The following is a 21,357-nucleotide window of genomic DNA, read 5'->3' on the forward strand; positions in this document are numbered from 1 at the left end:
GCCCCCGCGCACGGGCAAATCACGCTTTCGCCAGCTTGCGCCCCATGGCCGCCCCGCGCCTGGACGCCTTGGCTAGCCAGGTGTCGATCTTCTCCTGAGGCGTGCCCTTGACCGGGCCGAACTGGAAGGTGCGGAAGGGTTTGATGCCAGCAAAGTTGAAGACGGGGCGTTCGACCTGGTTCTTCGCCGCGCGGCGATAGGATAGCGCATCCCAGAAGACCGGCGCATCAGACGTCATGAAGACATCGGCGGACCGGCCCGCCAGCAGCCTGTCCCACCAGGGCCCTTTCTCGTGATAGGCCATGGCAAAGCCAGGCAGGAAGCAGCGGTCGATGACGCCTTTCATCTTGGCGGGCATGCCGCCCCACCATTGGGGATAGGCCCAGACAAGATGGTTCGCCCACATGATATTCTCGCGCCATTCTTCCAGGCACGGCTCCAGCGTCTTGCGGGCATGATAGCCTTCGGTCAGGTCCGGATCGAAGTCCATCTCGTGCAAATTCATGCGGCGGGTCTCGGCGCCCTCGGCTTCGGCGGCCTTCTGGTAGGCATCGGCCATGCCATGCGAGAGCGAGGTTTCGCGCGGATGTCCGACCCAGATGAAGATACGTGCGGCCATGCCAGCCCCTTTCTCAGTAAACATTGAATGAATTCATAATTGTTCAGAGCATGAATCGCAAGCGGTTTCTTCGAAGCGGTACTGGCGGCGCAGCCGCAAGGCCGTCTCGCGGCGCGGTCTGGTAGCGTGGAGAGATCTCGGGGGGTCAGTCCCGCTTGAGGCATGCCACCGCCTCGGCGACCGGCACATCCCCATCGGTCAGCTCGAAAATCTCCCGGCGGATCAATGGCGTGTCGATGAGCTCTGCAATGAAGGCGGCGACATTACCCCGCGCGACATTGCCATAGGGGGTGGCGTGACCGGCGCGGACCCGGCCGTCGCCCGCCTCGCTCTGAAGCGTGCCAGGGCGGATGATGACATAGTCGAGCTCGCTGCCAGCCAGCGCTGCGTCGGCGCGCTTCTTCTCGGCCATATAGTGCTCGAAGCCGTCGCGGCGCTCGCGGCTGCGCCCCGCATCGGGGAAGACGGAAACGAGGTAGACACGTTTGACGCCCGTCTTGCGGGCCGCCTCGATCAGCTTGACCGGGCCGTCGCCGTCGATGGCGGTTGTACGGTCGAGCCCGCTGCCTGCCGCCCCGGCGGAGAAGACGACAGCATCCGAGCCCTGCACCATCATTTCCAGGTCGCTGGCGGAGATCTCCATCAGGTCGGCCTCGACCGGCATGGCGCCGGCCGCGCGCAGGTCCTCGGCCTGTTCCGGCTTGCGATGCAGGCCCGTGACGGCATGGCCGCGCGCGATGAGGTCTGGCACCAGCCGGATGCCGACCCCGCCCGTCGCGCCGATCAGGAAGATGTTGGCCATGGCTGAGATCCTTTCCGTTGTGCTGCCTGTCCATAACATGGCACGGCGGCGCGTGTTCCAGACAGTTTCCTCGCGGTCATGCCTGTGCGGCGGCCAATCGCGGGATTACGCTTCCGGCAACTATAAAACCGGGAGGAAAGAATGAAGGATTTCAGCGGGAAGATCGCCGTTGTCACTGGCGGCGGAGCCGGCATGGGCCGGGAGATGACCAAACAGCTCGCCGAGGCCGGCTGCAGCGTCGCCATCTGCGACATCTCCGAAGAGGATATGGCCGGCACGGTGTCGGCTGCAGAGGCGCTCGCGCCGCAGGGGGTGAGGATCACCGCCTTCCGCGCGGATGTCGGCAAGGAAGACCAGGTCCAGGCCTTTGCAGACCATGTCCGCACCGCGCACGAGACCGACCATATCCACCTGCTGATCAACAATGCCGGCATTGGCGGCGGCGGCAGCTTCGTCAGCGATCCGCGCGAAAGCTGGGAACGGACTTTCAATGTCTGCTGGTACGGCGTCTACTACAATGCCCGCGCCTTCATGCCGATGCTGATCGCCGCCGATGAAGGCCACATCGTGAATGTGAGCTCGGTCAACGGCTTCTGGGCGAGCCTCGGGCCGGAAACACCGCATACGGCCTATTCGGCCGCCAAGTTCGCGGTGAAGGGGTTCACCGAAGCGCTGATCACGGATCTTCGCATCAACGCCCCGCATGTGACGGCGTCGGTCGTCATGCCCGGCCATATCGGCACGCAGATCGCGCTCAACACGCTGCGGGAGTTCGGCGACAATTCCGCGATTGGCGGGGGCAATGAAGAGTATGAAGCCGCAAAGGCGCGCGGCGAGATGTTTCGCGACAATGCCATCACCAGCGCACCCGACGCGGCAAAGGTCATCCTCGACGGCGTGCGCGCGGGCCAGTGGCGTATCCTGATCGGCCCGGACGCCGCCGCCCTCGATGAAGCGGTCCGCGCCACACCCGAAGCCGCCTATGAGGGCGACTTCGGGATGGACGTTTTCGCGTCGCTGAGAGAGGCGGTCCGGCCAGCCTAGCGGTTGTCCAGTTCGGCCCTGACCAGTTCCAGCCCCCGCCGCGTGATGCGATAGGGCGCACCGCCTTTCGAGGCGATGGCGCGCTTGCGCTTCAGCTTGCGGAAAAGATGCTCGTCGAGGCCGGCAAAGCGCCAGCCATCGCGCGAGTAGCAATGCAGCTCGGCGAGCTTCTTTCCCTGGCGGGTGGTTTCAATGCGCCCGCCCTGGGCGAGCAGGTGAAGGATGCGCTGTTCGGCGCGGGAGATATCCATTTGTCTGTAGTCCGGAAGGTGTGCGCGGCCCGCTCTAAAGGGCGCACGCATGACAAGTCCTCAGCCTCTCAGCTTTGAGAGACCGGCATTCGCTTGTCGGCCTGCCTCGCCAGTTACGGCGCTCGCGGCAGGCCCCTTAGCGGGACTCAGACAGGTTGCGTGTCATCAACACTCCATTGGAGCGCTGTATTTGGGGCAGGTTAGACGCGAGCGCAAGTCCCACCCCGACCCTCCCCAGAGGGGAGGGGGAGGCTGTCTCTAATGTTGCAATGCCTGCGCATGGTTCGACTTCGCTCACCATGCAGGCTATTGATGGACTGTTCAGGCCAGAGGAACTGATCAGATGAACAAGCCAGGTGCGCATGACGGACGAGAGCTTGAAATGCTTCTGACCGGGCAAAAGCCACTTGCAGCCTTCTCGGGCTATGACGGCTTCAGTGAAAGCGACGCAGCAGGAGGACAGGATTTTGCGAATGCTGTCGCCTCAAGTCGTGTACTGAGGTTCGAGGAAACGTTCGAAATTGATGGACAGCCGGTGTATGTGGTTGCATTCACGCGTCCAGAAGAAAGCTGGAGAGGCCCCGCATATCTCCATCTGATTCGTTTTCTTTACGACCGCGCGTGGTGCCCGCATCTCGAGTGGCTTCAGGGAAGCTTGCTCGGTTACTCGGACGCCGAAAACTCAGCCCATCTTCTCCAAAAATACGGACGGGAACGACTGAACGAGACGTGCTGAACGCGGTCTGGTCGCTGACTTCAATCCTTCCCGCGCAAATCCAGCGACGGCTTTTTCGCGGCCTGCGTCGAGGTCACGTGCTCAACATCCTCGCCAAGGATCTCGACCCAGGCATGTTTGCGGTCCTCGAAGACGGAGTGCTTCGGGGCGGGAAAGTCGAGATCGGTGAAATTGCCGACGGGAATGGCGGTCACGCCGGGCCAACCCTCGATGATATAGGCCATGGTCGAGCCGCAATGCGGGCAGAAGCGATAGGTCGCCTTGTTGCCGCTGTCGGCTGTGCGCACCCACATCTTCGTCTCGCCCTCAATGCTGATCTGTTCGTCCGGCCAGCGCGCCTGCACCGCGAAGGCGCTGCCCGAGCGCTGCTGGCAGGCAAAGCAGTGGCAGACGGAGACGCGGACCGGCTCACCCTGGCAGGTGACCGTAAGCTGGCCACAGCGGCAGGCTGCGGTGCGGGAGGTCATGACGGCCTCAATAGGACGTTGCCCAGGCGAGGAAGCCGTGGGTGGCGGTCTTGGAGATGCAGGGCACTGACATCTGGCGCACGGTCTCGCCGCGCTTGCGGATTTCGCCGACCCAGAAATTGCCATCGGGCGGGCAGTACCAGCCCTCGCCTGCCCGGTCGCCAAGCTTCAGTGTCAGCGGTGTTCTGATGAAGTCGGGCTCGGCGGCAAAGCACGGGTCATTCATCCAGGCTTCGATGATCGCGGTGCTCGCAGCGGTGTAGACATAGCCCTCGCGGCGCAGCTCTTCTTCCGCGCGTTCGGCTGCTTCCTTGCGGGCCTGCTCCTTGGCGCGGGCGGCCTTGTACTTTTCCAGCTGGTCAGGGTCTTCCGGCGGAGGGGGCGGCGGCGGTGGCGGCGGTACCGGGCCATAGGCGGTGCCGGATGACGTCCTGTAGCCCCGCCACTCCTGACGCTCCGCACTATACCAGATCGTCGTCCGTACAGTGGGGTAAGAGGCCTGGTAGGCAAGGATCAGCGTCTCGGCATCTTTCGCAACTTCGGGAATATGCTGATCGGCGAGGATATTGGTGACCCGGTCCGACGCCTTCTGCCAGTCCTCATCGCTCATCCGCTCGCGGATTTCGGCGAGGTCGAAATTGCGGAAGCCCTGGCATTTCGAAAGATCGAAGGCAGGCGCGTCATCTGCGCTGGGCCCAGCTCCCGGCTCGCTCGTCACACACGCTGGAAGCGTAAGCGAGAGCGCAATGAACGGGGCAAGCGCGGCGCGGAGGGGTTTCATCCTATTCGTCCGGAAGGTCCGGGACACCGACAACGTGGAAGCCCGCATCGACATGCATGACTTCGCCCGCGATGGACTGGCCGAGATCGGAGAGGAGGTAGAGCGCAGCGCCCGCGACGCCTTCCATCTTGGTGTCTTCCTTCAGCAGCGACCAGTCGCGGCCCGTGCCCATCAACGACTTGCCGCCGCGGATGCCCGCCAGCGAAAGCGTGCGCATCGCGCCGGCAGAGATCGCGTTGACGCGGATGCCCTGCGCACCGAGGTCCCGCGCCGCATAGCGGGTGGCCGCTTCAAGCGCGGCCTTGGCAACGCCCATCACGTTGTAGGACGGAACGGTGCGTTCAGCGCCGAGATAGGTCATGCAGATCATCGCACCGCCATCCGGCATCAGCTCGGCCCCGCGCCGGGCGCAATCGATGAAGGAATAGACCGAAATATCCATGGCGCGGCGAAAGCCCTCGCGTGTCGTGTTTGCGACCATGGAGCCCTGCAGCTCATCCTTGCCGGCAAAGGCGATGGAGTGGACGAGGAAGTCGATCGTGCCCCACTTCTCCTTGATGGCGGCGAAGGCGGCGTCCATGGACGCGTCGTCGGTCACATCGGCCGGGATCATCGTGTCCATGCCGATGGATTCGATCAGCGGGCGCACGCGGCGTTCAAGGCTTTCGCCCTGATAGGTGAAGGCGATTTCGGCGCCCTGGGCAGCCAGCTGTTTCGAGATGCCCCAGGCAATCGAGTTCTGGTTGGCAACGCCCATGACGACGCCGCGCTTGCCCTTCATCAGCTCGCCTGACGGCATGTTCCAGTCGTCCGACATGATCGCTCACTCCCTGATGGTGAATATGTTTTCCAGCTTTCGGGCTAGGCGCGCCCGCAGGTTGCGTCAAGCGCCCGGCATGCTCGCATTGCCATCGAGAACGTTCTTCAGGCCGACCTTCATGTCGAGCGCGGTGTAGACATGCTCGCCATCGACATAGACCCGGCCGTCGGCAATGCCGAGGACGAGCCGGCCGCGGCGGGCGCGCTTGATGTCGATCTCATAGCGTACGAGCTTCTTGTCCGGTGTGATCTCGCCGGTGAACTTCACCTCGCCGACTCCGAGCGCGCGGCCTTTGCCCGGCGAGCCGGACCAGCCGAGCCAGTAGCCGACCGCCTGCCACATCGCATCAAGGCCGAGGCAGCCCGGCATCACAGGGTCGCCCGGGAAGTGGCACTGGAAGAACCAGAGATCAGGCTGGATGTCGTACTCGCCGATTACATGCCCCTTGCCGAACTGGCCACCATCCAGACTGATCTCCGTGATCCGGTCCATCATCAGCATCGGCGGCATGGGCAGCTGCGCATTGCCTGGCCCGAAAAGCTGGCCCTGGCCGGAGATGAGAAGGTCTTCCTTGGTGTAGGAGGACTTGGGGGTATGGAAGTCGTGCGGTCCGCTCATGAGGGGACTCCTGCTGATCAGAACAAGAAAACGCGCATGAGCCTGCCTGAGGTCGGATTGTCAAGCAATGACGGCGAGACGCTGGGTTGCAGGAATGGTTGGCGTCACAGCCCGTCCGTATGCGTTTCGATGCCCCAGAGCGAGGCCTGCTCGACCCAGCCCTTGAAGCCGTCGGCCTTGATTCGGCACCAGCCATCCTCGCACTGTTCGAGCTCGGCAATGACGCCCTTCTGGATGGACGCCATGCCGCGTGAGAGCTCATTGGGCTTGCGCCGCATGATCGCCTTGGTCAGCAGGACAACATTGCGGCGATCGTTCAGCATCCGCGCCTGCACCCAGGTCTCGTCGCCGTCGGCATCGCGGATCTGGCGCCAGTCGCGGGTTTCCTTGACCACGAGTACCGGCATGCCCTGGCGCTCATACCGCCAGACGATTTCGTGGTCCTTGGATGGCCCGCGCCGGCCATGAACCGCCGAGTAGCGCAGTGATTCGAATCGCGGCACCGGCTTGCCGGAAAACTGGCTGATGCGCACCGGCTCGGGCTCTGCAACGGCAGTTGCATAACTGGCGGCGTTCAGGATAAGGCAAACAGCAAAGACAAGACGTGCAGGCAGTTTCATGAGGCCTTTATCGCGCGCGCCGGTGAATCGGCGGTAAAGCCGCAGGGCTGCGCATTGGCGATCGGCAAATGCTCTGCTATGCGCAGAAGCAGGAAAGGAAACGTTCATGACCGCAAAGCGGCTGAAGGTCATCGTCACGCGGCGCCTGCCGGATCCCGTCGAGATCCGGCTGAAGGAGCTTTTCGACACGGAACTCAACGAAACCGACGTCCCGTTTTCCGATGCGCAGATGATTGATGCCGTGAAGCGTGCCGACGTTCTCGTGCCGACCGTGACCGACCGCATCGATGGGCGCCTGCTTGCCCAGGCCGGGCCGCAGCTGCGCCACATCGCCCAGTTCGGCGCCGGGGTCGACAATCTCGACATTGAGAGCGCCGTCCAGCGCGGCATCACCGTGACCAATACGCCCGGCGTTCTGACCGACGACACCGCCGATGTCACCATGGCGCTGATCCTGTCCGTGCCGCGCCGCCTCTATGAAGGCGTGAAGTTGCTGGAAGCGGGCAAGTTCGATGGCTGGGCGCCGACCTGGATGCTGGGCCGCCGCCTCGCCGGCAAGCGTCTTGGCATTATCGGCATGGGCCGCATCGGCCAGGCCGTCGCCCGCCGGGCCAAGGCGTTCGGCCTGCAGATCCACTATCACAACCGCAAGCCATTGAACCGTCAGGTCACTGACGAGCTGGAGGCCACATACTGGGAGAGCCTCGACCAGATGCTGGCGCGGATGGACGTCATCTCGGTCAACTGCCCGCACACGCCGGCAACCTTCCACCTGCTGAATGCGCGCCGGATCGACCTGCTCAAGCCCGACGCTTTCGTGGTCAACACCGCGCGCGGCGAGGTGATCGACGAGGCCGCCCTCGCCCGGGCGCTGAAGGCAGGACGGATTGGCGGCGCCGGCCTCGACGTGTTCGAACGCGAGCCAGTGGTCAACCCGGAACTCGTCGGCCTGCCGAATGTCGTGCTGCTGCCGCATATGGGCTCGGCCACGGTCGAGGGCCGGATCGAGATGGGCGAAAAGGTCATCATCAACATCAAGACCTTCGCCGACGGCCACAAGCCCCCGGACCGCGTCATCCCGGCGATCCTCTAGATAAAAAAAGCCCGGCATCTCTGCCGGGCTTTTTCATGCTTTCAATCTCTTGCCGAGGGCGTCTCTAGTGGACGCTGACCGGGCGCATCTCGTGTGCGCGGGCGGCGGCAAAGGCAGCTTCGCGGCCTTCGACGATCGCCAGTTGCTGGCCGTCACCATTGGCGAGCACGAACAGTGCGTCACGGTCGGCAACGGTGTCGAGCGCCTCAGGCGGCAGGCCATCGAGCTCTTTTTCGGCGATCCGGCGGATATAAACCAGATCCTTCGCCGAAAACAGCTTGGCGGCTTGATGTTGAAGGTCTGTCGTCATGGCATGCTCCTTCCTTCAAAGACAGGACCACGACACATGATGCCCGGCGAGAAGCCCCACTTGGCGGCAGCTCCTCTCGCCGCCGGGCTCGGGTGTCATGGTGAATCTGGTGTCGCATAATGCCCGGTTCAAGCCGGAAAGGCGGCAAGATGTGGGCATTTGCTCACTTTTTGCGCCGATGCTGAATGGCCATTCAGATTCAGCTAAAAAAGCCGGATCAGTCGAATTCCTCGGTGATGATATCGTCTTCCGGCACGCCGATTTCCAGAAGCGCCGCCGAGATGTCATCCAGCATCGCATCCGGTCCGCAGATATAGCATTTGCCTTTTCCAGGCTCGATCCGGCGGGCGAGCAGGTCCTTGTCGATCATGCCTTTGGGCAGGTCCGTATCGGACTGGTGGCTGACCGTGAAATAGGTGGTGAGACCCGGCATGTCCTCGAACATCTTGCGATGGATGATGTCGTCTTCGGTCTTGTTGGAGAAAATCAACTCGCAGCCATCCAGCGTGCCATTCTTCTCCAGCCGCTCGCGAAGGATCGCGATGAAGGGCGTCACGCCGGCACCGCCTGCGATGAACCAGCCCTTGCCTTCGTCCTGGATGGCGCCCCAGGGCTCATCGGCCAGGACCGTGTCGCCGGGCTTCAGCGTGGCGAGACGCTTGGTCATGCCGTCATGCTCCGGATAGGTCTTGATGGTGAATTCGAGATTGCCTTCCTGCGGCAGGCTGGTCGGCGTGAAGGGATGCCCGTCATCGCGCCAGCCTTCGCGGTCAAGGGCAAGATCAATGGCCTGGCCGGGCGTGTAGGTGAGGTCTGCCGGCTTGTCGAAGACATACCGGTTGACGTCATGGGTGACGGCTTCGACAGCCTGTAGCGTCAGCGTATGCATATTTTTCTCCGTTTTTATCAGCTTGCCGGAGAAACGTGTCTGGAGATGGCGGCGTTCCCGTGCCGCTCGTCTGAAATTTTCTATGGCTGGTATAGAGAGGCCGCTGCGCCACCCTTGGACCAGCCACAATGGCTGCCGCTGACGCGCAGCCCTGAGCGCGATCCATGTGAGGAACGGAGTGCGAAACGGGATCATTCGATGAAGCCCCTGCCGGGGCATTTTCATCCGAAAATCGATCCACCGGATCGATTTTTTCGCGAAGCGAACTGGAGCAGCCCTGAGCGCGATCCATCGCGGAGCGAAGCGTAGCGGGGATAATACAAAAAAGGCGGCTGCGGCCGCATTCGCCAGCCTAAGATCAGTCCCCCGGACTGATTTTTTGAGCTGACGCTCAATCGGCAGCGAATGGTGGAGCCTAGCGGGATCGAACCGCTGACCTCCTGCATGCCATGCAGGCGCTCTCCCAGCTGAGCTAAGGCCCCATTTCTCTGGAGACGCGTGAGTTATAGTCTCACGCGCTCCTGATCAAGTCCATTTATCAGGACTTTTCGTCTTCGCCCTCATCGGACGCATCATCATCCTCGTCGTCGTCATCATCGTCGTCGTCGAGGGTCAGATCGTCTTCGTCGCCGAGGTCGATATCGTCGTCTTCGAGGTCGAAATCATCTTCGTCCTCGTCGAGGTCGATGTCGTCGTCATCGTCGTCATCGTCGATGCCGTCCTCGTTGAAGCCGCTTGGCACCTTGCCGGGCGCAGCCTCATCGTCTTCTTCCTCGTCACCGCCTTCCAGGACTACTTCATCGGCATCCGAGCCGAGTTCGCGGGACGCTTCGTCCTCGTCGTCATCCTCGTCTTCATCTTCCTCGATGTCGTCGTCATCATCATCGCCGTCATCGTCGTCATCGCTGACGGCCTTCTTCTTGCGGCGCTTGTTCTCTTCCTCTTCGAGATCGTCCTCGTCCTCATCCTTCGGCACAGCGCTCTTGGCGCGCTTCGCTTTCAGCTTGGCGCTGGTCGTGCGGACCTCGTCATCGTCGGGATCGAATTCGGTCTTGCACTTCGGGCAAACGGCCGGGCGCTTGTTCAGGTCGTAGAACTTCGCTTCGCAGCTGGGGCAAATCTGTTTGATACCAAGATCTGGATCGGCCATCGGTCTTTGGTCTCCGCACCTGGGATGAAATGATGGGGGGGCGCTTGCCAGAAAGGCGCGCCCCTGTCAAAGCGCTTTTCGCGTGCTTGTGCAGAGGAGATGCGTTTGGCCTGGACTTCATACCCCGTTCCCCGGTTTCAGGGCGCCATCCGGGCGCCGGGCGACAAGTCCTGCTCGCACCGTGCCCTGATGTTTGCGGGCCTCGCGGATGGCACCTCCGAGATATCCGGCCTGCTGGAAGGCGAAGACGTCATAAACACAGCAAAAGCCATGGCCGCGCTCGGCGCCAGCGTCGAGCAGATCGGCCCGGGAAAATGGACGGTCAAGGGTGTTGGCAAGGCGGGCCTCAGCTCGCCGGCTCAGGATATCGATTTCGGTAATTCGGGTACCGGCTCGCGCCTGATGATGGGGCTGATGGCCGGCTATCCGATCACAGCGCGCCTCGTTGGCGATGCCAGCCTCTCGAAGCGGCCAATGAACCGCGTGATCAAGCCGCTGGAGCAGATGGGCGCACGCTTCGAGCATGACGGACGCGGCATGCTGCCGATCACGCTGCACGGGTCCGACGCGCTGACGCCCATCGACTTCGAGCCGGAACAGGCCTCCGCGCAGGTCAAGTCCTGCGTCCTGCTGGCAGGCCTCAATGCCCGTGGCACGACAAGCGTCACCGAATCCCGTCCGACGCGCGACCATACAGAGAAGATGCTGCGCGGCTTCGGCGTGAAGATATCGACGCGGCCCGCTGGCGGCGTTCGCCAGTGCGTGAGCATCGAGGGCGGCCAGACGCTCCAGCCGGTCGATACATCCATTCCAGGAGACCCCTCCTCGGCCGCCTTCCTGATTGCCGGGGCGCTGATCTCGCCATCGGGCGGGGTCGTCGTCGAGGGCGTGATGTCGAACGAGACGCGAGACGGCTTCTTCCAGGCCGCCGCCATGATGGGCGCGGGGCTCGGCGCTGAGGAAATGGGCGATGCAGCCGGTGAACGGCTGGTGGACCTGCAGGCCGCCACAGCCAGCCTCAAGGGCCGGTCCATTCCGGAAACCCTGGTCGCTTCAATGATTGACGAATTCCCGGTCCTGTCAGTCATCGCCGCCTTTGCCGAGGGCGAAACCGTCGTCTCTGGCGCAGAGGAGTTGCGCGTGAAGGAAAGCGACCGGATCGCTGCGACGGTCGCCATGCTGAGGGTAAACGGTGTCGAGGTGGAAGAGCGCGCCGACGGCTTTGTCGTGCAGGGCTGCGGCGGCCCGCCGCCGGGCGGCGGCCTCGTCGAGACCCATCATGACCACCGCATCGCGATGAGCGCGCTGGTCATGGGTACGGCCGCGCAAAAGCCGGTCTCCATAGACGATCCGGGCATGATCGCGACGTCCTATCCCGACTTCATGGCCCATATGGCCGAGCTCGGCGCGGACATCCGGGAGGGTTGAACCGGGTGCTCAGGCGCTGGCTGCCCCAGCATGAGCGCGAGCTGACTCCGAGGCACAGCTCACAATCGCCGGCGCCTTCCGGATGAGCGCATCATTGGTCAGCGCATCGACCATGAACAGCGCAAAATCCACGCGGCGGGTCCGATTGCTCTCCAGCACCGGATCGCCGACATGTTCGGCCCAGACGGGCAGGCCCTCGCTTTCGCCTTCTTCAAGGTTGCTGCCGCGCACGACTGTCCATTGCCGGTCGCTTTCGAAGACCCGCCGGCAGGCTTCGACCTGGTCGTCGATGTCGACCAAACGAAACAGCCGGCCAATGAAGCCGAATACGGCCAAGAGGGCTTTCAGCTGCCAGCTATACTTGTCCTTGCCGTCCCGCGTGATGTGCCAGCCGCACGAGAAGATCAGCCGCGCATCCTTGGGGGCAAGATCGAGTACCGCCTGGGCCGTCTTGGTCGCATAGCCCGTAACACCCCATGGCACGAGAACCGTCAGAACGCCGTCGCAGCCCTTGACCGCCTGGCGGATAACATCGCGGTCATCCGTTGCCCCCGGGAATACGGTGATCTCATCCTTCAGCGCGTCGAGCTTTTCCACGCTCTGTTCCCGGCAGACCCCGACGACTTCGTATCCTCGCGCGAGCGCGTGACGGGCCATGTACTGGCCAAGCTTGCCTGATATGCCGATGATGCAGACTTTCATCATCCGCCCCCTTCCCTTCATGCCGCCGGCCATGATGGGATAAACGCTTCAGCGATGCCAGAGACTGCAGTCATGATCTCTCTTCACCACGGCAACATTCTCGACATCACCTGCGATGTGATCGTCAACGCGGCCAATTCCTCGCTGATGGGGGGCGGCGGGGTCGACGGGGCGATCCACCGCGCGGCCGGTCCGGAGCTCAAAGAGGCGTGCAAGCCGCTCGCGCCCTGCCCGACGGGCGAGGTTCGCGTGACCGATGGCTTCAGGATCGAAGGCCGCCTCATCTTCCATACGGTCGGCCCCATATGGCGCGGCGGGCAGGAAGGGGAGGCCGAGCTTCTGGCGGCGTGTTACCGCCATTGCCTCGACGAACTCGTGGCGCGGGAGCTGAGATCCATCGCCTTCCCCGCGATCTCGACCGGGGCCTACGGGTTTCCGGTGAACGAGGCCGCAGGCATTGCCGTGCGCGCGTGCCGCGCCATGGCCGAGCGCCACCCGGTTTCGATCACCCTCACCGCCTTCGATGCAGCGAACGCAAACGCACTCGCCGCAGCGCTCGACACCTGACTCTCAGGCCGTCAGGCGGGCGATGGCTTCCAGGTGGGGCGCAAGGTCGAGGCCCTGCGCCTCCAGCCAGCCGGGATTGTAATAGGTGTCGAGATAGCGCTCGCCGCCATCGCAGATCAGTGTCGCGACGCTGCCAGCCCGCCCGGCCTCCCGCATTTCCGCCATCAGGTGCAGCGCCGCCCAGACGTTCGTCCCGGTAGACCCGCCGCACTTGCGCCCCAGCATGCCTTCCAGCCAGTGGATCGTGGCCAGCGAGGCGGCATCCGGCACCTGCATCATCCGGTCGATGACGCGTGGCTGGAAGGAGGCCTCGACGCGGGGGCGGCCAATCCCCTCGATGCGCGAGCGCCCCTTGATCCTGAGATCGGGGTCGCGCGTGACATAGTGATCGTAGAAGACGGAGTTTTCCGGATCGGCGACGCAAAGCTGCGTTTTCGACGACAGGTCTCCGCGATAGCGGATGAAGCGGCCGATGGTGGCCGACGTCCCGCCCGTGCCCGCACTCATCACGACCCAGTCCGGGATGGCGTGTTCTTCAAGCGAGAGCTGCGCGAACAGGCTCTCGGCAATATTGTTGTTGCCGCGCCAGTCCGTTGCCCGCTCGGCGAAAGTGAACTGGTCCATGTAATGCCCGCCAAGCTCTGAGGCGATGCGCTCGGCCTCGGCATAGATGTCCGTGGCCGGGACAGCGCGGGTCTCGGCGCCGTAGAAACGGATCTGGTCGATCTTCTTCTGCGCCGTGCCCTCCGGCAGGACGGCGATGAAGCGCAGGCCGAGCAGCCGGGCGAAATAGGCTTCCGACACGGCCGTCGAGCCTGATGAGCTTTCGACCACGACCGTGTCCGGCCCGATCATTCCGTTGCACAGGCCATAAAGGTAAAGCGAGCGGGCCAGCCGGTGCTTCAGGCTGCCGGATGGATGGATCGACTCGTCTTTCAGGTAGAGGGCCTGGTCATCAAAACCGGGCAGGTCGACCCGGATAAGATGCGTATCGGCCGAGCGGTTGAAGTCGGCATTGATGCGCTGCATGGCCTCGCAGACCCACTGCCGCTCGCCGCAAAGATCCTGCATCCCGGACAGCCTCCTGATTGCATCCAAGGTCCGCGCTTGATGACAGGCTGCATCATGGCTTGGCAAGTCCGGTTGACGCTCGCCGCGCCATGACGCATCTGTCCGCGCCATGATTATCGCCATCGACGGAACACTGGCCTCAGGCAAGGGGACGATCGCCACGCGACTCGCGGCCCATTATGGCCTGCCGCATATGGATACCGGCCGTCTATACCGCGCGACCGGTGTCGCCGCGATGCGGGCGGGCGTCGCGCTCGACGATGCCGACGCCATCGCCGCCCTCGCCGCCCGGCTCGATCCGGGCCTATACGAGGAAGCTGAATTGCGCACGGCAGAGGCCGGTGTGGCGGCTTCAAAGGTCGCCGTAATTCCGGAAGTGCGAACAGCCCTCCTGCAGCTGCAGCGCGACTTCGCGCACCAGCCGACCGGCGCGGTGCTCGATGGCCGGGATATCGGCACGGTGGTTTGCCCCGACGCCGATGTGAAACTCTGGGTCGATGCCGACCTCGATGCCCGCGCCCGGCGCCGTCATGCCGAGCTGACAGCCTCCGGCGCAACCATCTCTCTCGACGATCTGATCCGCCAGTTGCGCGAGCGCGACGAGCGGGACCGCAGCCGCAAGGACGCGCCCATGAAAATGGCCGCAGACGCGGTCTTGATCGATACCACTCATCTGACTATAGACGCGGCTGTGGAAAAGGCGCGGGCGGCCGTGGATGCGGTCATGGCCCGTCAGGAGTAGCAGGCTCTGGAGCAAACTGGCTCCAAATCCAAAAGCCTGGCCTCCGCCCTTCCAGAATAAAGACTGACAGCGTGTACGCGCCAGCAATCCCGCTCGGCGCCGTGAACCGCGTTGATCAGACCCTTTGGAGAAAAAATGTCTGCAACTGAAACCATGAATCCGAGCACCGACGACTTTGCCGCGATGTTCGAAGAGTCCACCGGTGCAACGACCCTGCAGGAAGGCCGCGTGGTCCCTGCCACTGTCGTCGCGATCAACGGTGACCAGCTGATCCTGGACGTCGGCCTGAAGGTCGAAGGCCGGGTGCCAATGAAAGAATTCCTCCTCGAGGAAGAAAAGCCCAAGGTCGGCGACATCGTCGAGGTCTTCCTCGACCGCATCGAGAACCTGATGGGCGAAGCCGTTCTCTCGCGCGACAAGGCTCGCCGTGAAGAGAGCTGGATCAAGCTCGAGGACAGCTACAACAAGGACGAGCCGGTCAAGGGCGCGATCTCCGGCCGCGTCAAAGGCGGCTTCACGGTCGACCTCGGCGGAGTCAACGCCTTCCTTCCGGGCTCGCAAGTCGACATCCGTCCGGTGCGCGACGTGTCCCCGCTGATGGGCGAAGTCCAGCCGTTCCAGATCCTCAAGCTCGACCGCGCACGCGGCAACATCGTTGTCTCGCGCCGTGCGATCCTTGAAGAGAGCCGCGCCGAACAGCGCGCCGAAATCGTCGAAGCCATGACCGAAGGCGATGTCCGCGAGGGCGTCGTGAAGAACATCACCGATTACGGTGCGTTCGTGGATCTTGGCGGCATCGACGGCCTGCTGCACGTCACCGACATGAGCTGGAAGCGGATCAACCATCCGAGCCAGGTCGTGAATGTCGGCGACACGGTGAAAGTCCAGATCATCAAGATCAACCAGGACACCCAGCGCATCTCGCTCGGCATGAAGCAGCTCGAAGCCGATCCGTGGGAAGGCGTCGAGAGCAAGTACATGGTCGGCACGCGCCTGCCGGGTACTGTCACCAACATCACCGATTACGGTGCGTTCGTGGAACTGGAAGACGGCGTCGAAGGCCTGATTCACGTTTCCGAAATGAGCTGGACGAAAAAGAATGTCCATCCGGGCAAGATCGTCTCCACCTCGCAGGAAGTCATGGTCGAAGTGCTCGATGTCGACGCCGAGAAGCGCCGCATCTCCCTCGGCCTGAAGCAGACCCAGGACAATCCGTGGTCGGCCTTCATGGCAGAGCATCCGGCAGGTACCGAAGTCGAAGGCGAAGTTCGTGGCATCACGGAATTCGGCCTGTTCATCGGTCTCGGCCCGGAACTCGACGGCATGGTCCACATCAACGACATTTCGTGGGATGTGCCGGGCGAGCAGGCGATTGCCAACTTCAACAAGGGCGACGTCGTCCGTGCGAAGGTGCTGGATGTGGATGTCGAGAAAGAGCGTATTTCGCTCGGCATCAAGCAACTGGCCGGCGATCCGATGTCCGACATGGAAGTCCGCCGCAACGACACGGTCACCTGCACCGTCACCGAGGTCACCTCGGGCGGTATCGAGGTCCAGTTCGGCGAACCGGCCATGACGGCCTTTATCCGCCGCTCCGACCTGTCGCGTGACCGCTCCGAGCAGCGCCCTGAGCGCTTCTCTGTCGGTGACAAGGTCGACGCCAAGGTCACCCAGATCGACAAGGCGGCCCGCCGCGTGTCGGTCTCGATCAAGGCGCTGGAGATCTCCGAAGAGCAGGAAGCCGTGAAGCAGTATGGCTCCGCAGACAGCGGTGCTTCGCTTGGCGACATTCTGGGCGCGGCCCTCGCCACCAAGGGCGATACGCCGGACGAGGAAGACGACGCTCCGAAGGCCAAGAAGGCTGCAGCCAAGAAAGCCGAGGAGGCCGACGAGGCTGACGAAGCCAAGGCTGAAGCCGACGAGGCCGACGCTGAGGAGAAGCCGAAAAAGGCTGCTGCCAAGAAGGCGTCTACAGCCAAGAAATCGACCGCAAAGTCGAAGGCGAAATCGGACGAAGACGGCGAGTAAAACCGTCTGGGCGGGTGCTAAATCCGCTTTATGACAAAAAAACAAGGTAATGTTTGGGGCGGAGCCACTGGTTTCCGCCCCAAATTTCGTTTACATTCAAAGTCATGCTCAGGTCAGAACTCATAGCCAAGCTTGCCGAGGAATATAGCCACCTCAAGCAAGATGATCTCGAGAAGATCGTTTCGATCATTCTTGAGGAGATTGCCCAGGCGCTTGCCGAGGGTAACCGGGTCGAACTTCGCGGCTTCGGCGCGTTCTCCGTGCGCGAACGAAAGCCGAGGATCGGGCGCAATCCCCGTACCGGCGAGAAGGTCCATGTCGAAGCCAAGTCGGTGCCTTTCTTCAGGCCGGGCAAGGATTTGCGGGCGCGTGTGAACGGCGGAACCGACCCCGAAGCGCGCTAGGCCCCGGCGGGTCCAGATCTCTTCCATATTGACGCTGCGGCAGAACGCGCCGAAAGTTTGCCGATCTTAAATCGGGCAAACCCAGTCAGGAGGGACGAATGCTCAAGGAATTCAAAGAGTTCGCCATGAAGGGGAACCTGGTCGACATGGCTGTCGGCTTCGTGATGGGCGGCGCCTTCGCGACCGTCGTCACCGCGTTTATCCAGGGGGTCTTCCTGCCAATTCTGGCGCCAATCATGGGCGGGATCGACCTGTCATCCATCGCCTTCACCATCTCTCCGGCCGAAGTCGGCGCCGATGGCGAGGTCATCAAGGAAGCCGCCATTGTCGAACTCGGCAATTTCATTGCGGCCTGTATTTCCTTCATCATTGTGGCCTTCGTCATGTTCCTGATCATCAAGGGCATGAACCGGATGAAGGCCAAGGAAGAGGCAGCCCCGGCGGAACCGCCAGCGCCGCCGCGCCAGGAAGTGCTTCTGGAAGAAATTCGCAATCTGCTGGCCAAGCAGTCGTAAACTCTTAACCAGTTTCCGACACAAACGCTCGCAGTAGAGTTTGTAGCGTTTTGAAGGGCGTCGCCTTATTGGTGGCGCCCTTCTCAATTTGGCGGCGCTGTAATGGCCTTTACACGCGGAGGCGAACGGCCTGCGCGCCGGTCCGGCCTAGTATTCGTAGATTTCCCAGCCCGTCATCTCGATCGTATAGGCCGCGTCGGCGAGGTCGGATTTCTGCGTTTCAGTGCGCAAGGTGCCCTCGATCCAGACAGCCTGGGAGAGGTCCTTCAGCTTGATCGGCTTGTCGGCTTTGACGAACACGGTCTGATTCGGTGGTGGCGGCGGGGCGTGCAGGCAGGCCCCGTAATACGGCACGAGCAGGAATTCGCTGATCTGTGCATCCTTGCCGTACTCGAAGGGCACCGTGTAGCCGGGCAGGCGAATCTTCATCCCGTCCGCGGGCTGGCCAAGAATTTCCTCGACCCGGTTGAATGTGCCGATCTGGATCGCCTGGTCAGCCGCCGAGCCTTCCGCGACACCGCCGCCCGGCCCGCCATAGAGCCGAGCCATTTGCGCCTGATACATTTCGGCGATGCGCTCTTCCTCGCCCTCGGGCATCAGTTCTTCCCAGCCGATCTCGGTCACGCCGCGGGCGGCCACCGCATCGGCACGGGCTTTTTCCGCAGCCGATGCCGACGCAATCGAGCTGCCGGAGGATTTGCGCTCATCCGGCTCGGGCACGCGTTCGCCGATCTCCGGCCCGCTATCGGCGGTTTCCGCCCGCGCCAGCTGGACATCCGGGGAACCGGTTGCATCGCCAGCCGCATCGGATTGCGGCGCGCTGGCCGGTGGTTCACTTGCCTCGCTGCAGGCCGTCAGGCCGGAGACCAGGACAAGGGCGGAAGCGGCGAGCAGGATCTGTTTCATGTACATCAATCTAGGAACAATGATTTCGATCATCCATAGGGGAAAGCACTGGGTGGCTGCGACCTAAAGCTTCACGGTAAGCCCGTCGGCAAGCGAACGGCGCAAGGCGGTGATGGCGGGAATCATGCCGATGACAAGCGCCGCGCCGGTCACGGCCAGCACTGTCCAGAGGTCAGTGAACGAGACGCCGAGGCCCTGCAACTGCACGCCATAGGTCTGGCTGAGGACGGGGCCGAGCAGGACCAGGCCAAGCTGCACCAGGGCGACGCCCAGCACAGCGCCGATGAAACCGAGCAGGCCGGCTTCGGCCACCATCAGAAAGAAGATATGGCCCGGCCGCGCGCCCGTCGCCCGCAGGATCGACATCTCCCGGCGCCGTTCATTCAGACTGGTCAGGATGCTTGTCAGGACAGATACCAGCCCCACCGCGATCACGAAGACGGACACGGCGATCAGCGCGCGTTCGACGACGCCGGTCACCTGCCAGAGCTCACCAAGCGCGACACCCGGAATGATGGCCAGCAGGGGTTCACCGGGACGTGTGTTGATGGCCCGCTGTGTCGATAGAATCGTCCCGCGCCGCTCCAGCCCGACAAAGATGGCGGTGATCGAGCGCGGTGTCAGGTCAAAGCTGCGGATCATTTCCTCGGTGATCGTGTCGGCCATCGGGTTCTTCGTGCCGCTCTCCCAGCCGACATGGATCGCCGTCATGCCCTCGAGCGAGATGTGGATGGTCTGGTCGACCGGCGTGCCGGTCGGCGCGAGGATGCCGGCGACGATGAAGGGCCGGTTGTCGTGATCGGTCAGCCCGCCAGCGCCAAGGCCGTGGGTCAGCACGATCTCGCTGCCAATCTCGTAGCCCAGCTCGCGCGCGACACCCGCGCCGATCACCGCCTGGTAGATGTCACCGAAGCGCTCACCTTCAGACAGCCTCAACGGCTGGCCGTCGCCGTATTTGTAGTGTTCGAAATAGGACTGGTCGGTCCCCATGACGCGAAACCCGCGATGGCTGTCGCCCAGCGAGACAGGAATGGTCCAGGCAATGTCACCCCGCGCCGCAACCTGCTGGTATGTGTCCCAGCTGACTTCTGCCGTGGCATTGCCAAGCCGGAACACCGAATAGAGCAGCAAATTGATCTGGCCCGTCGGCGCACCGACGATGAGGTCCGTGCCGGAAATCGTGTTGTCGAAGCCCGCGCGGGCGCCATTGCGCGCCTTGTCGACGCCGAGGAAGAGCGCGACTGAAAGCGCCACGGCGAGGATGGTCAGCAGCGCGGAGCCGCGCCGGTTCATCAGGCTGCGCCAGGCAAGGCCGAGGATAGACGTTCCCATCATGCCGTAGCCCTCGCCCGGTTGATTTCGGCGAGGTCGACACTGCGGTCGAAATGGCTCGCAAGACTGCCATCATGGCTGACGAAAAGCAGCGCTGCGCCGGAGCCGGAGGCTTCCTCGGTCAGCAATTCGATGAAGCGGTCGCGCGCATCGGCATCGAGCGCCGACGTCGGCTCGTCAGCAATCAGCAGCTGCGGCCCGCCGATCAGCGCGCGCGCCACGGCGACGCGTTGCTGCTGGCCGACAGACAGGTCCGTGACGGGCCGGGCCAGCAGCTTCTCGTCGCTGAGGCCAAGCCGGGCCAGCAGGCGCCGCGCCTCGCCAGCAAGGTCGTCACCGGCGGCCTTCCGGCGCGCGGCCGAGAAACGGCACGGCAACATCACATTCTGCACCACCGACAGGTACGGCACGAGATTGAACATCTGGAAGATCACGCCCATCCGGTCAGCCCGCAACCGGTCACGCTTCGAACCCGCCAGCCCGGTCATATTCTCACCGAGCACCTCGATGGTGCCCGATTGCGGCTCCAGAACGCCGGCAACCAGGCCAAGCAGCGTCGATTTCCCCGATCCGCTCGGTCCCCGGAGAAACAGCTTTTCGCCGCGCGCGAGGTCAAAGCCGGCAATGTCGAGCAGCGGCGGGCTCTGCGGCCAGGCAAAGTCGAGATCACGAATCTTGATGGCAGGCGTATCTGTCACGAGGTCAGCGAACCTTCAGGGCCGGGCTGCCGGGACGCAGCTCACCCGCTGACTGGCGCGTGCCAGACAGGAAGATGGCATCGATGCTCTCCAGCTGCGGATAGCGGTCCATCAGGAGGAATTCGATGGAGTCGATACGATCAGCAGATTCGCATGTGTAAACATGTTCGACCTCCAGCGCGCCGTGACCGCCGCCAAAGTGCGTGCCCGATGTTGTCATAAGCGGCAGGCAGCCAGCGGATGGATTTACCGCGACCATGCTGCCCGGCACGACGAACACATCTTTCAGCGTGTTGAGCGCCTCGGTCTGCGCGTCTGTTTCGGGCGCATGCTCAAAGCCGACCAGCGACGCGAGCGGGGCCTCGAAGGTGAAGGTCAGCTCGTTGCCATCGACCGCAGCGGCGAGCGTCGCCCGGCCATGTTCATGCGCTTCCAGCCGGCCGCCTGTCTCTTCATGGTCATGCTCTGCCGGTGCTTCGGCCATCTGGGGCTCAGGCGCAGGCGCCCGGCCCGGCTCAACCGTTCCGCCCGGCGCTGCCATATCCTTGTTTGCCGGATCGGGGGGGGCGTCACAGGCGACCGCCAGAAGCATCGCACAGATGAGGGCGGGAACAGCTCGGGTCGCACGCATTCTTGGGCCTTTCTGAACTTCACTCAGCCGTCACGGAAAAAGCGTTCGCAATTCGAAAACTGCTATACTATAACGTTCGCAGCGGGACAACGCGTCCGCGTCCCCTCTGGCTGCTCTTTATCTGGCAGCGCAA

Annotated in this window: 27 protein-coding genes and 1 tRNA gene; 10 read left to right on the forward strand and 18 right to left on the reverse strand. The window is 63.1% G+C overall.

From position 1 onward, the window contains the following. Positions 1 to 19 precede the first annotated feature (19 nt). Together D1223_RS05460 and D1223_RS05465 are read right to left on the reverse strand one after the other, a co-directional pair. Positions 20 to 619, reverse strand: a complete 600-nt coding sequence (locus D1223_RS05460) for an NAD(P)H-dependent oxidoreductase (protein WP_158588412.1) — start codon at positions 617 to 619, stop codon at positions 20 to 22. Positions 620 to 764: 145 nt separating this feature from the next. Next, a complete protein-coding gene (locus D1223_RS05465) occupies positions 765 to 1,421 on the reverse strand; it encodes an SDR family oxidoreductase (RefSeq protein ID WP_119375423.1) in 657 nt (218 codons plus the stop codon). 141 nt (positions 1,422 to 1,562) lie between these two features. Here D1223_RS05465 and D1223_RS05470 point away from each other — a divergent pair, with 141 nt between their 5' ends. Then, on the forward strand, positions 1,563 to 2,465 hold the full coding sequence (locus tag D1223_RS05470) for an SDR family NAD(P)-dependent oxidoreductase (protein WP_119375424.1): 903 nt from the start codon (positions 1,563 to 1,565) through the stop codon (positions 2,463 to 2,465). On the opposite strand, the gene D1223_RS05475 is transcribed toward D1223_RS05470, so the two are convergent. Beyond that, the gene (locus D1223_RS05475; RefSeq protein ID WP_119375425.1) at positions 2,462 to 2,716 is read right to left on the reverse strand and encodes a YjhX family toxin; all 255 of its coding nucleotides are present in this window, start codon (positions 2,714 to 2,716) and stop codon (positions 2,462 to 2,464) included. The genes D1223_RS05470 and D1223_RS05475 overlap by 4 nt on opposite strands. Positions 2,717 to 3,059: 343 nt before the next feature. On the opposite strand from D1223_RS05475, the gene D1223_RS05480 reads away from it, so the two are divergent. Continuing rightward, positions 3,060 to 3,452, forward strand: coding sequence for a hypothetical protein (locus D1223_RS05480; protein ID WP_119375426.1), 393 nt, complete (start codon positions 3,060 to 3,062; stop codon positions 3,450 to 3,452). A 20-nt stretch (positions 3,453 to 3,472) separates the two neighbouring features. Here D1223_RS05480 and D1223_RS05485 read toward each other — a convergent pair whose 3' ends face one another. The 5 genes from D1223_RS05485 to D1223_RS05505 all read right to left on the reverse strand — a co-directional run bounded on the left by D1223_RS05485 (position 3,473) and on the right by D1223_RS05505 (position 6,758). Then, entirely contained in the window at positions 3,473 to 3,919 is a 447-nt protein-coding gene (locus D1223_RS05485) for a GFA family protein (protein WP_119375427.1), read from the reverse strand. Between the two features lie 7 nt (positions 3,920 to 3,926). Next, positions 3,927 to 4,700, reverse strand: a complete 774-nt coding sequence (locus D1223_RS05490; RefSeq protein ID WP_119375428.1) for a hypothetical protein — start codon at positions 4,698 to 4,700, stop codon at positions 3,927 to 3,929. Between the two features lies 1 nt (position 4,701). Continuing rightward, complete coding sequence (locus D1223_RS05495) at positions 4,702 to 5,517, reverse strand: enoyl-ACP reductase FabI (protein WP_119375429.1); 816 nt, start codon at positions 5,515 to 5,517, stop codon at positions 4,702 to 4,704. A 66-nt stretch (positions 5,518 to 5,583) separates the two neighbouring features. After that, positions 5,584 to 6,138 (reverse strand): bifunctional 3-hydroxydecanoyl-ACP dehydratase/trans-2-decenoyl-ACP isomerase, encoded by a 555-nt coding sequence (fabA, locus tag D1223_RS05500; RefSeq protein ID WP_119375430.1) that lies wholly within the window; start codon positions 6,136 to 6,138, stop codon positions 5,584 to 5,586. Between the two features lie 104 nt (positions 6,139 to 6,242). After that, on the reverse strand, positions 6,243 to 6,758 hold the full coding sequence (locus tag D1223_RS05505; protein WP_158586536.1) for an SH3 domain-containing protein: 516 nt from the start codon (positions 6,756 to 6,758) through the stop codon (positions 6,243 to 6,245). A 106-nt stretch (positions 6,759 to 6,864) separates the two neighbouring features. Between D1223_RS05505 and D1223_RS05510 the strand changes: the two genes are divergently transcribed. Continuing rightward, the gene (locus D1223_RS05510) at positions 6,865 to 7,851 is read left to right on the forward strand and encodes a 2-hydroxyacid dehydrogenase (RefSeq protein WP_119375432.1); all 987 of its coding nucleotides are present in this window, start codon (positions 6,865 to 6,867) and stop codon (positions 7,849 to 7,851) included. 64 nt (positions 7,852 to 7,915) lie between these two features. Here the strand turns inward: D1223_RS05510 and D1223_RS05515 are convergent, their stop codons facing one another. Then, positions 7,916 to 8,161, reverse strand: coding sequence for a DUF1150 family protein (locus D1223_RS05515; RefSeq protein WP_119375433.1), 246 nt, complete (start codon positions 8,159 to 8,161; stop codon positions 7,916 to 7,918). Between the two features lie 217 nt (positions 8,162 to 8,378). After that, entirely contained in the window at positions 8,379 to 9,050 is a 672-nt protein-coding gene (locus D1223_RS05520; protein WP_158588413.1) for an FAD-binding oxidoreductase, read from the reverse strand. On the opposite strand from D1223_RS05520, the gene D1223_RS18795 reads away from it, so the two are divergent. Continuing rightward, positions 9,045 to 9,359 (forward strand): hypothetical protein, encoded by a 315-nt coding sequence (locus tag D1223_RS18795; RefSeq protein ID WP_158588414.1) that lies wholly within the window; start codon positions 9,045 to 9,047, stop codon positions 9,357 to 9,359. The two genes, D1223_RS05520 and D1223_RS18795, sit on opposite strands and share 6 nt — an antisense overlap. 97 nt (positions 9,360 to 9,456) lie before the next feature. On the opposite strand, the gene D1223_RS05525 is transcribed toward D1223_RS18795, so the two are convergent. Together D1223_RS05525 and D1223_RS05530 are read right to left on the reverse strand one after the other, a co-directional pair. Further along, positions 9,457 to 9,532, reverse strand: a tRNA-Ala gene (locus D1223_RS05525). A 56-nt stretch (positions 9,533 to 9,588) separates the two neighbouring features. Next, positions 9,589 to 10,200 carry a TIGR02300 family protein gene (locus D1223_RS05530; protein ID WP_119375435.1) on the reverse strand — a complete coding sequence of 204 codons (612 nt, stop codon included), beginning with the start codon at positions 10,198 to 10,200 and terminating at the stop codon, positions 9,589 to 9,591. A gap of 99 nt (positions 10,201 to 10,299) precedes the next feature. Here D1223_RS05530 and aroA point away from each other — a divergent pair, with 99 nt between their 5' ends. Then, positions 10,300 to 11,628, forward strand: a complete 1,329-nt coding sequence (gene aroA / locus D1223_RS05535; RefSeq protein WP_233353052.1) for a 3-phosphoshikimate 1-carboxyvinyltransferase — start codon at positions 10,300 to 10,302, stop codon at positions 11,626 to 11,628. A 9-nt stretch (positions 11,629 to 11,637) separates the two neighbouring features. On the opposite strand, the gene D1223_RS05540 is transcribed toward aroA, so the two are convergent. Next, on the reverse strand, positions 11,638 to 12,330 hold the full coding sequence (locus D1223_RS05540) for an NAD(P)-dependent oxidoreductase (RefSeq protein ID WP_119376047.1): 693 nt from the start codon (positions 12,328 to 12,330) through the stop codon (positions 11,638 to 11,640). A gap of 72 nt (positions 12,331 to 12,402) precedes the next feature. On the opposite strand from D1223_RS05540, the gene D1223_RS05545 reads away from it, so the two are divergent. Continuing rightward, positions 12,403 to 12,897: a macro domain-containing protein gene (locus D1223_RS05545; RefSeq protein WP_119375436.1), complete on the forward strand. Its 495-nt coding sequence runs from the start codon at positions 12,403 to 12,405 to the stop codon at positions 12,895 to 12,897. 3 nt (positions 12,898 to 12,900) lie between these two features. Here D1223_RS05545 and D1223_RS05550 read toward each other — a convergent pair whose 3' ends face one another. Next, positions 12,901 to 13,968, reverse strand: coding sequence for a PLP-dependent cysteine synthase family protein (locus D1223_RS05550; RefSeq protein WP_119375437.1), 1,068 nt, complete (start codon positions 13,966 to 13,968; stop codon positions 12,901 to 12,903). A 109-nt stretch (positions 13,969 to 14,077) separates the two neighbouring features. Here D1223_RS05550 and cmk point away from each other — a divergent pair, with 109 nt between their 5' ends. The 4 genes from cmk (at position 14,078) to mscL (ending at position 17,657) form a co-directional block, all read left to right on the forward strand. Continuing rightward, positions 14,078 to 14,710 carry a (d)CMP kinase gene (gene cmk, locus D1223_RS05555; RefSeq protein ID WP_119375438.1) on the forward strand — a complete coding sequence of 211 codons (633 nt, stop codon included), beginning with the start codon at positions 14,078 to 14,080 and terminating at the stop codon, positions 14,708 to 14,710. Between the two features lie 135 nt (positions 14,711 to 14,845). Further along, the gene (gene rpsA / locus D1223_RS05560) at positions 14,846 to 16,738 is read left to right on the forward strand and encodes a 30S ribosomal protein S1 (RefSeq protein ID WP_233353054.1); all 1,893 of its coding nucleotides are present in this window, start codon (positions 14,846 to 14,848) and stop codon (positions 16,736 to 16,738) included. A 104-nt stretch (positions 16,739 to 16,842) separates the two neighbouring features. Then, positions 16,843 to 17,142, forward strand: coding sequence for an integration host factor subunit beta (ihfB, locus tag D1223_RS05570; protein WP_119375439.1), 300 nt, complete (start codon positions 16,843 to 16,845; stop codon positions 17,140 to 17,142). Positions 17,143 to 17,240: 98 nt separating this feature from the next. Beyond that, entirely contained in the window at positions 17,241 to 17,657 is a 417-nt protein-coding gene (gene mscL / locus D1223_RS05575) for a large conductance mechanosensitive channel protein MscL (RefSeq protein ID WP_119375440.1), read from the forward strand. A 147-nt stretch (positions 17,658 to 17,804) separates the two neighbouring features. Here the strand turns inward: mscL and D1223_RS05580 are convergent, their stop codons facing one another. From D1223_RS05580 to D1223_RS05595, 4 genes are all read right to left on the reverse strand, one after another. Continuing rightward, a complete protein-coding gene (locus D1223_RS05580) occupies positions 17,805 to 18,563 on the reverse strand; it encodes a DUF3299 domain-containing protein (protein WP_119376048.1) in 759 nt (252 codons plus the stop codon). 63 nt (positions 18,564 to 18,626) lie between these two features. After that, the gene (locus D1223_RS05585) at positions 18,627 to 19,898 is read right to left on the reverse strand and encodes an ABC transporter permease (protein WP_233353055.1); all 1,272 of its coding nucleotides are present in this window, start codon (positions 19,896 to 19,898) and stop codon (positions 18,627 to 18,629) included. Continuing rightward, positions 19,895 to 20,593, reverse strand: coding sequence for an ABC transporter ATP-binding protein (locus D1223_RS05590; protein ID WP_119375442.1), 699 nt, complete (start codon positions 20,591 to 20,593; stop codon positions 19,895 to 19,897). Before D1223_RS05590 ends, D1223_RS05585 begins: the two co-directional genes overlap by 4 nt. 4 nt (positions 20,594 to 20,597) lie before the next feature. Continuing rightward, on the reverse strand, positions 20,598 to 21,224 hold the full coding sequence (locus tag D1223_RS05595; protein WP_119375443.1) for a ZrgA family zinc uptake protein: 627 nt from the start codon (positions 21,222 to 21,224) through the stop codon (positions 20,598 to 20,600). Positions 21,225 to 21,357 lie beyond the last annotated feature (133 nt).

Origin of the sequence: Henriciella mobilis (assembly GCF_003576285.1) — a bacterium.
Classification (GTDB): Bacteria; Pseudomonadota; Alphaproteobacteria; order Caulobacterales; family Hyphomonadaceae; genus Henriciella; species Henriciella mobilis.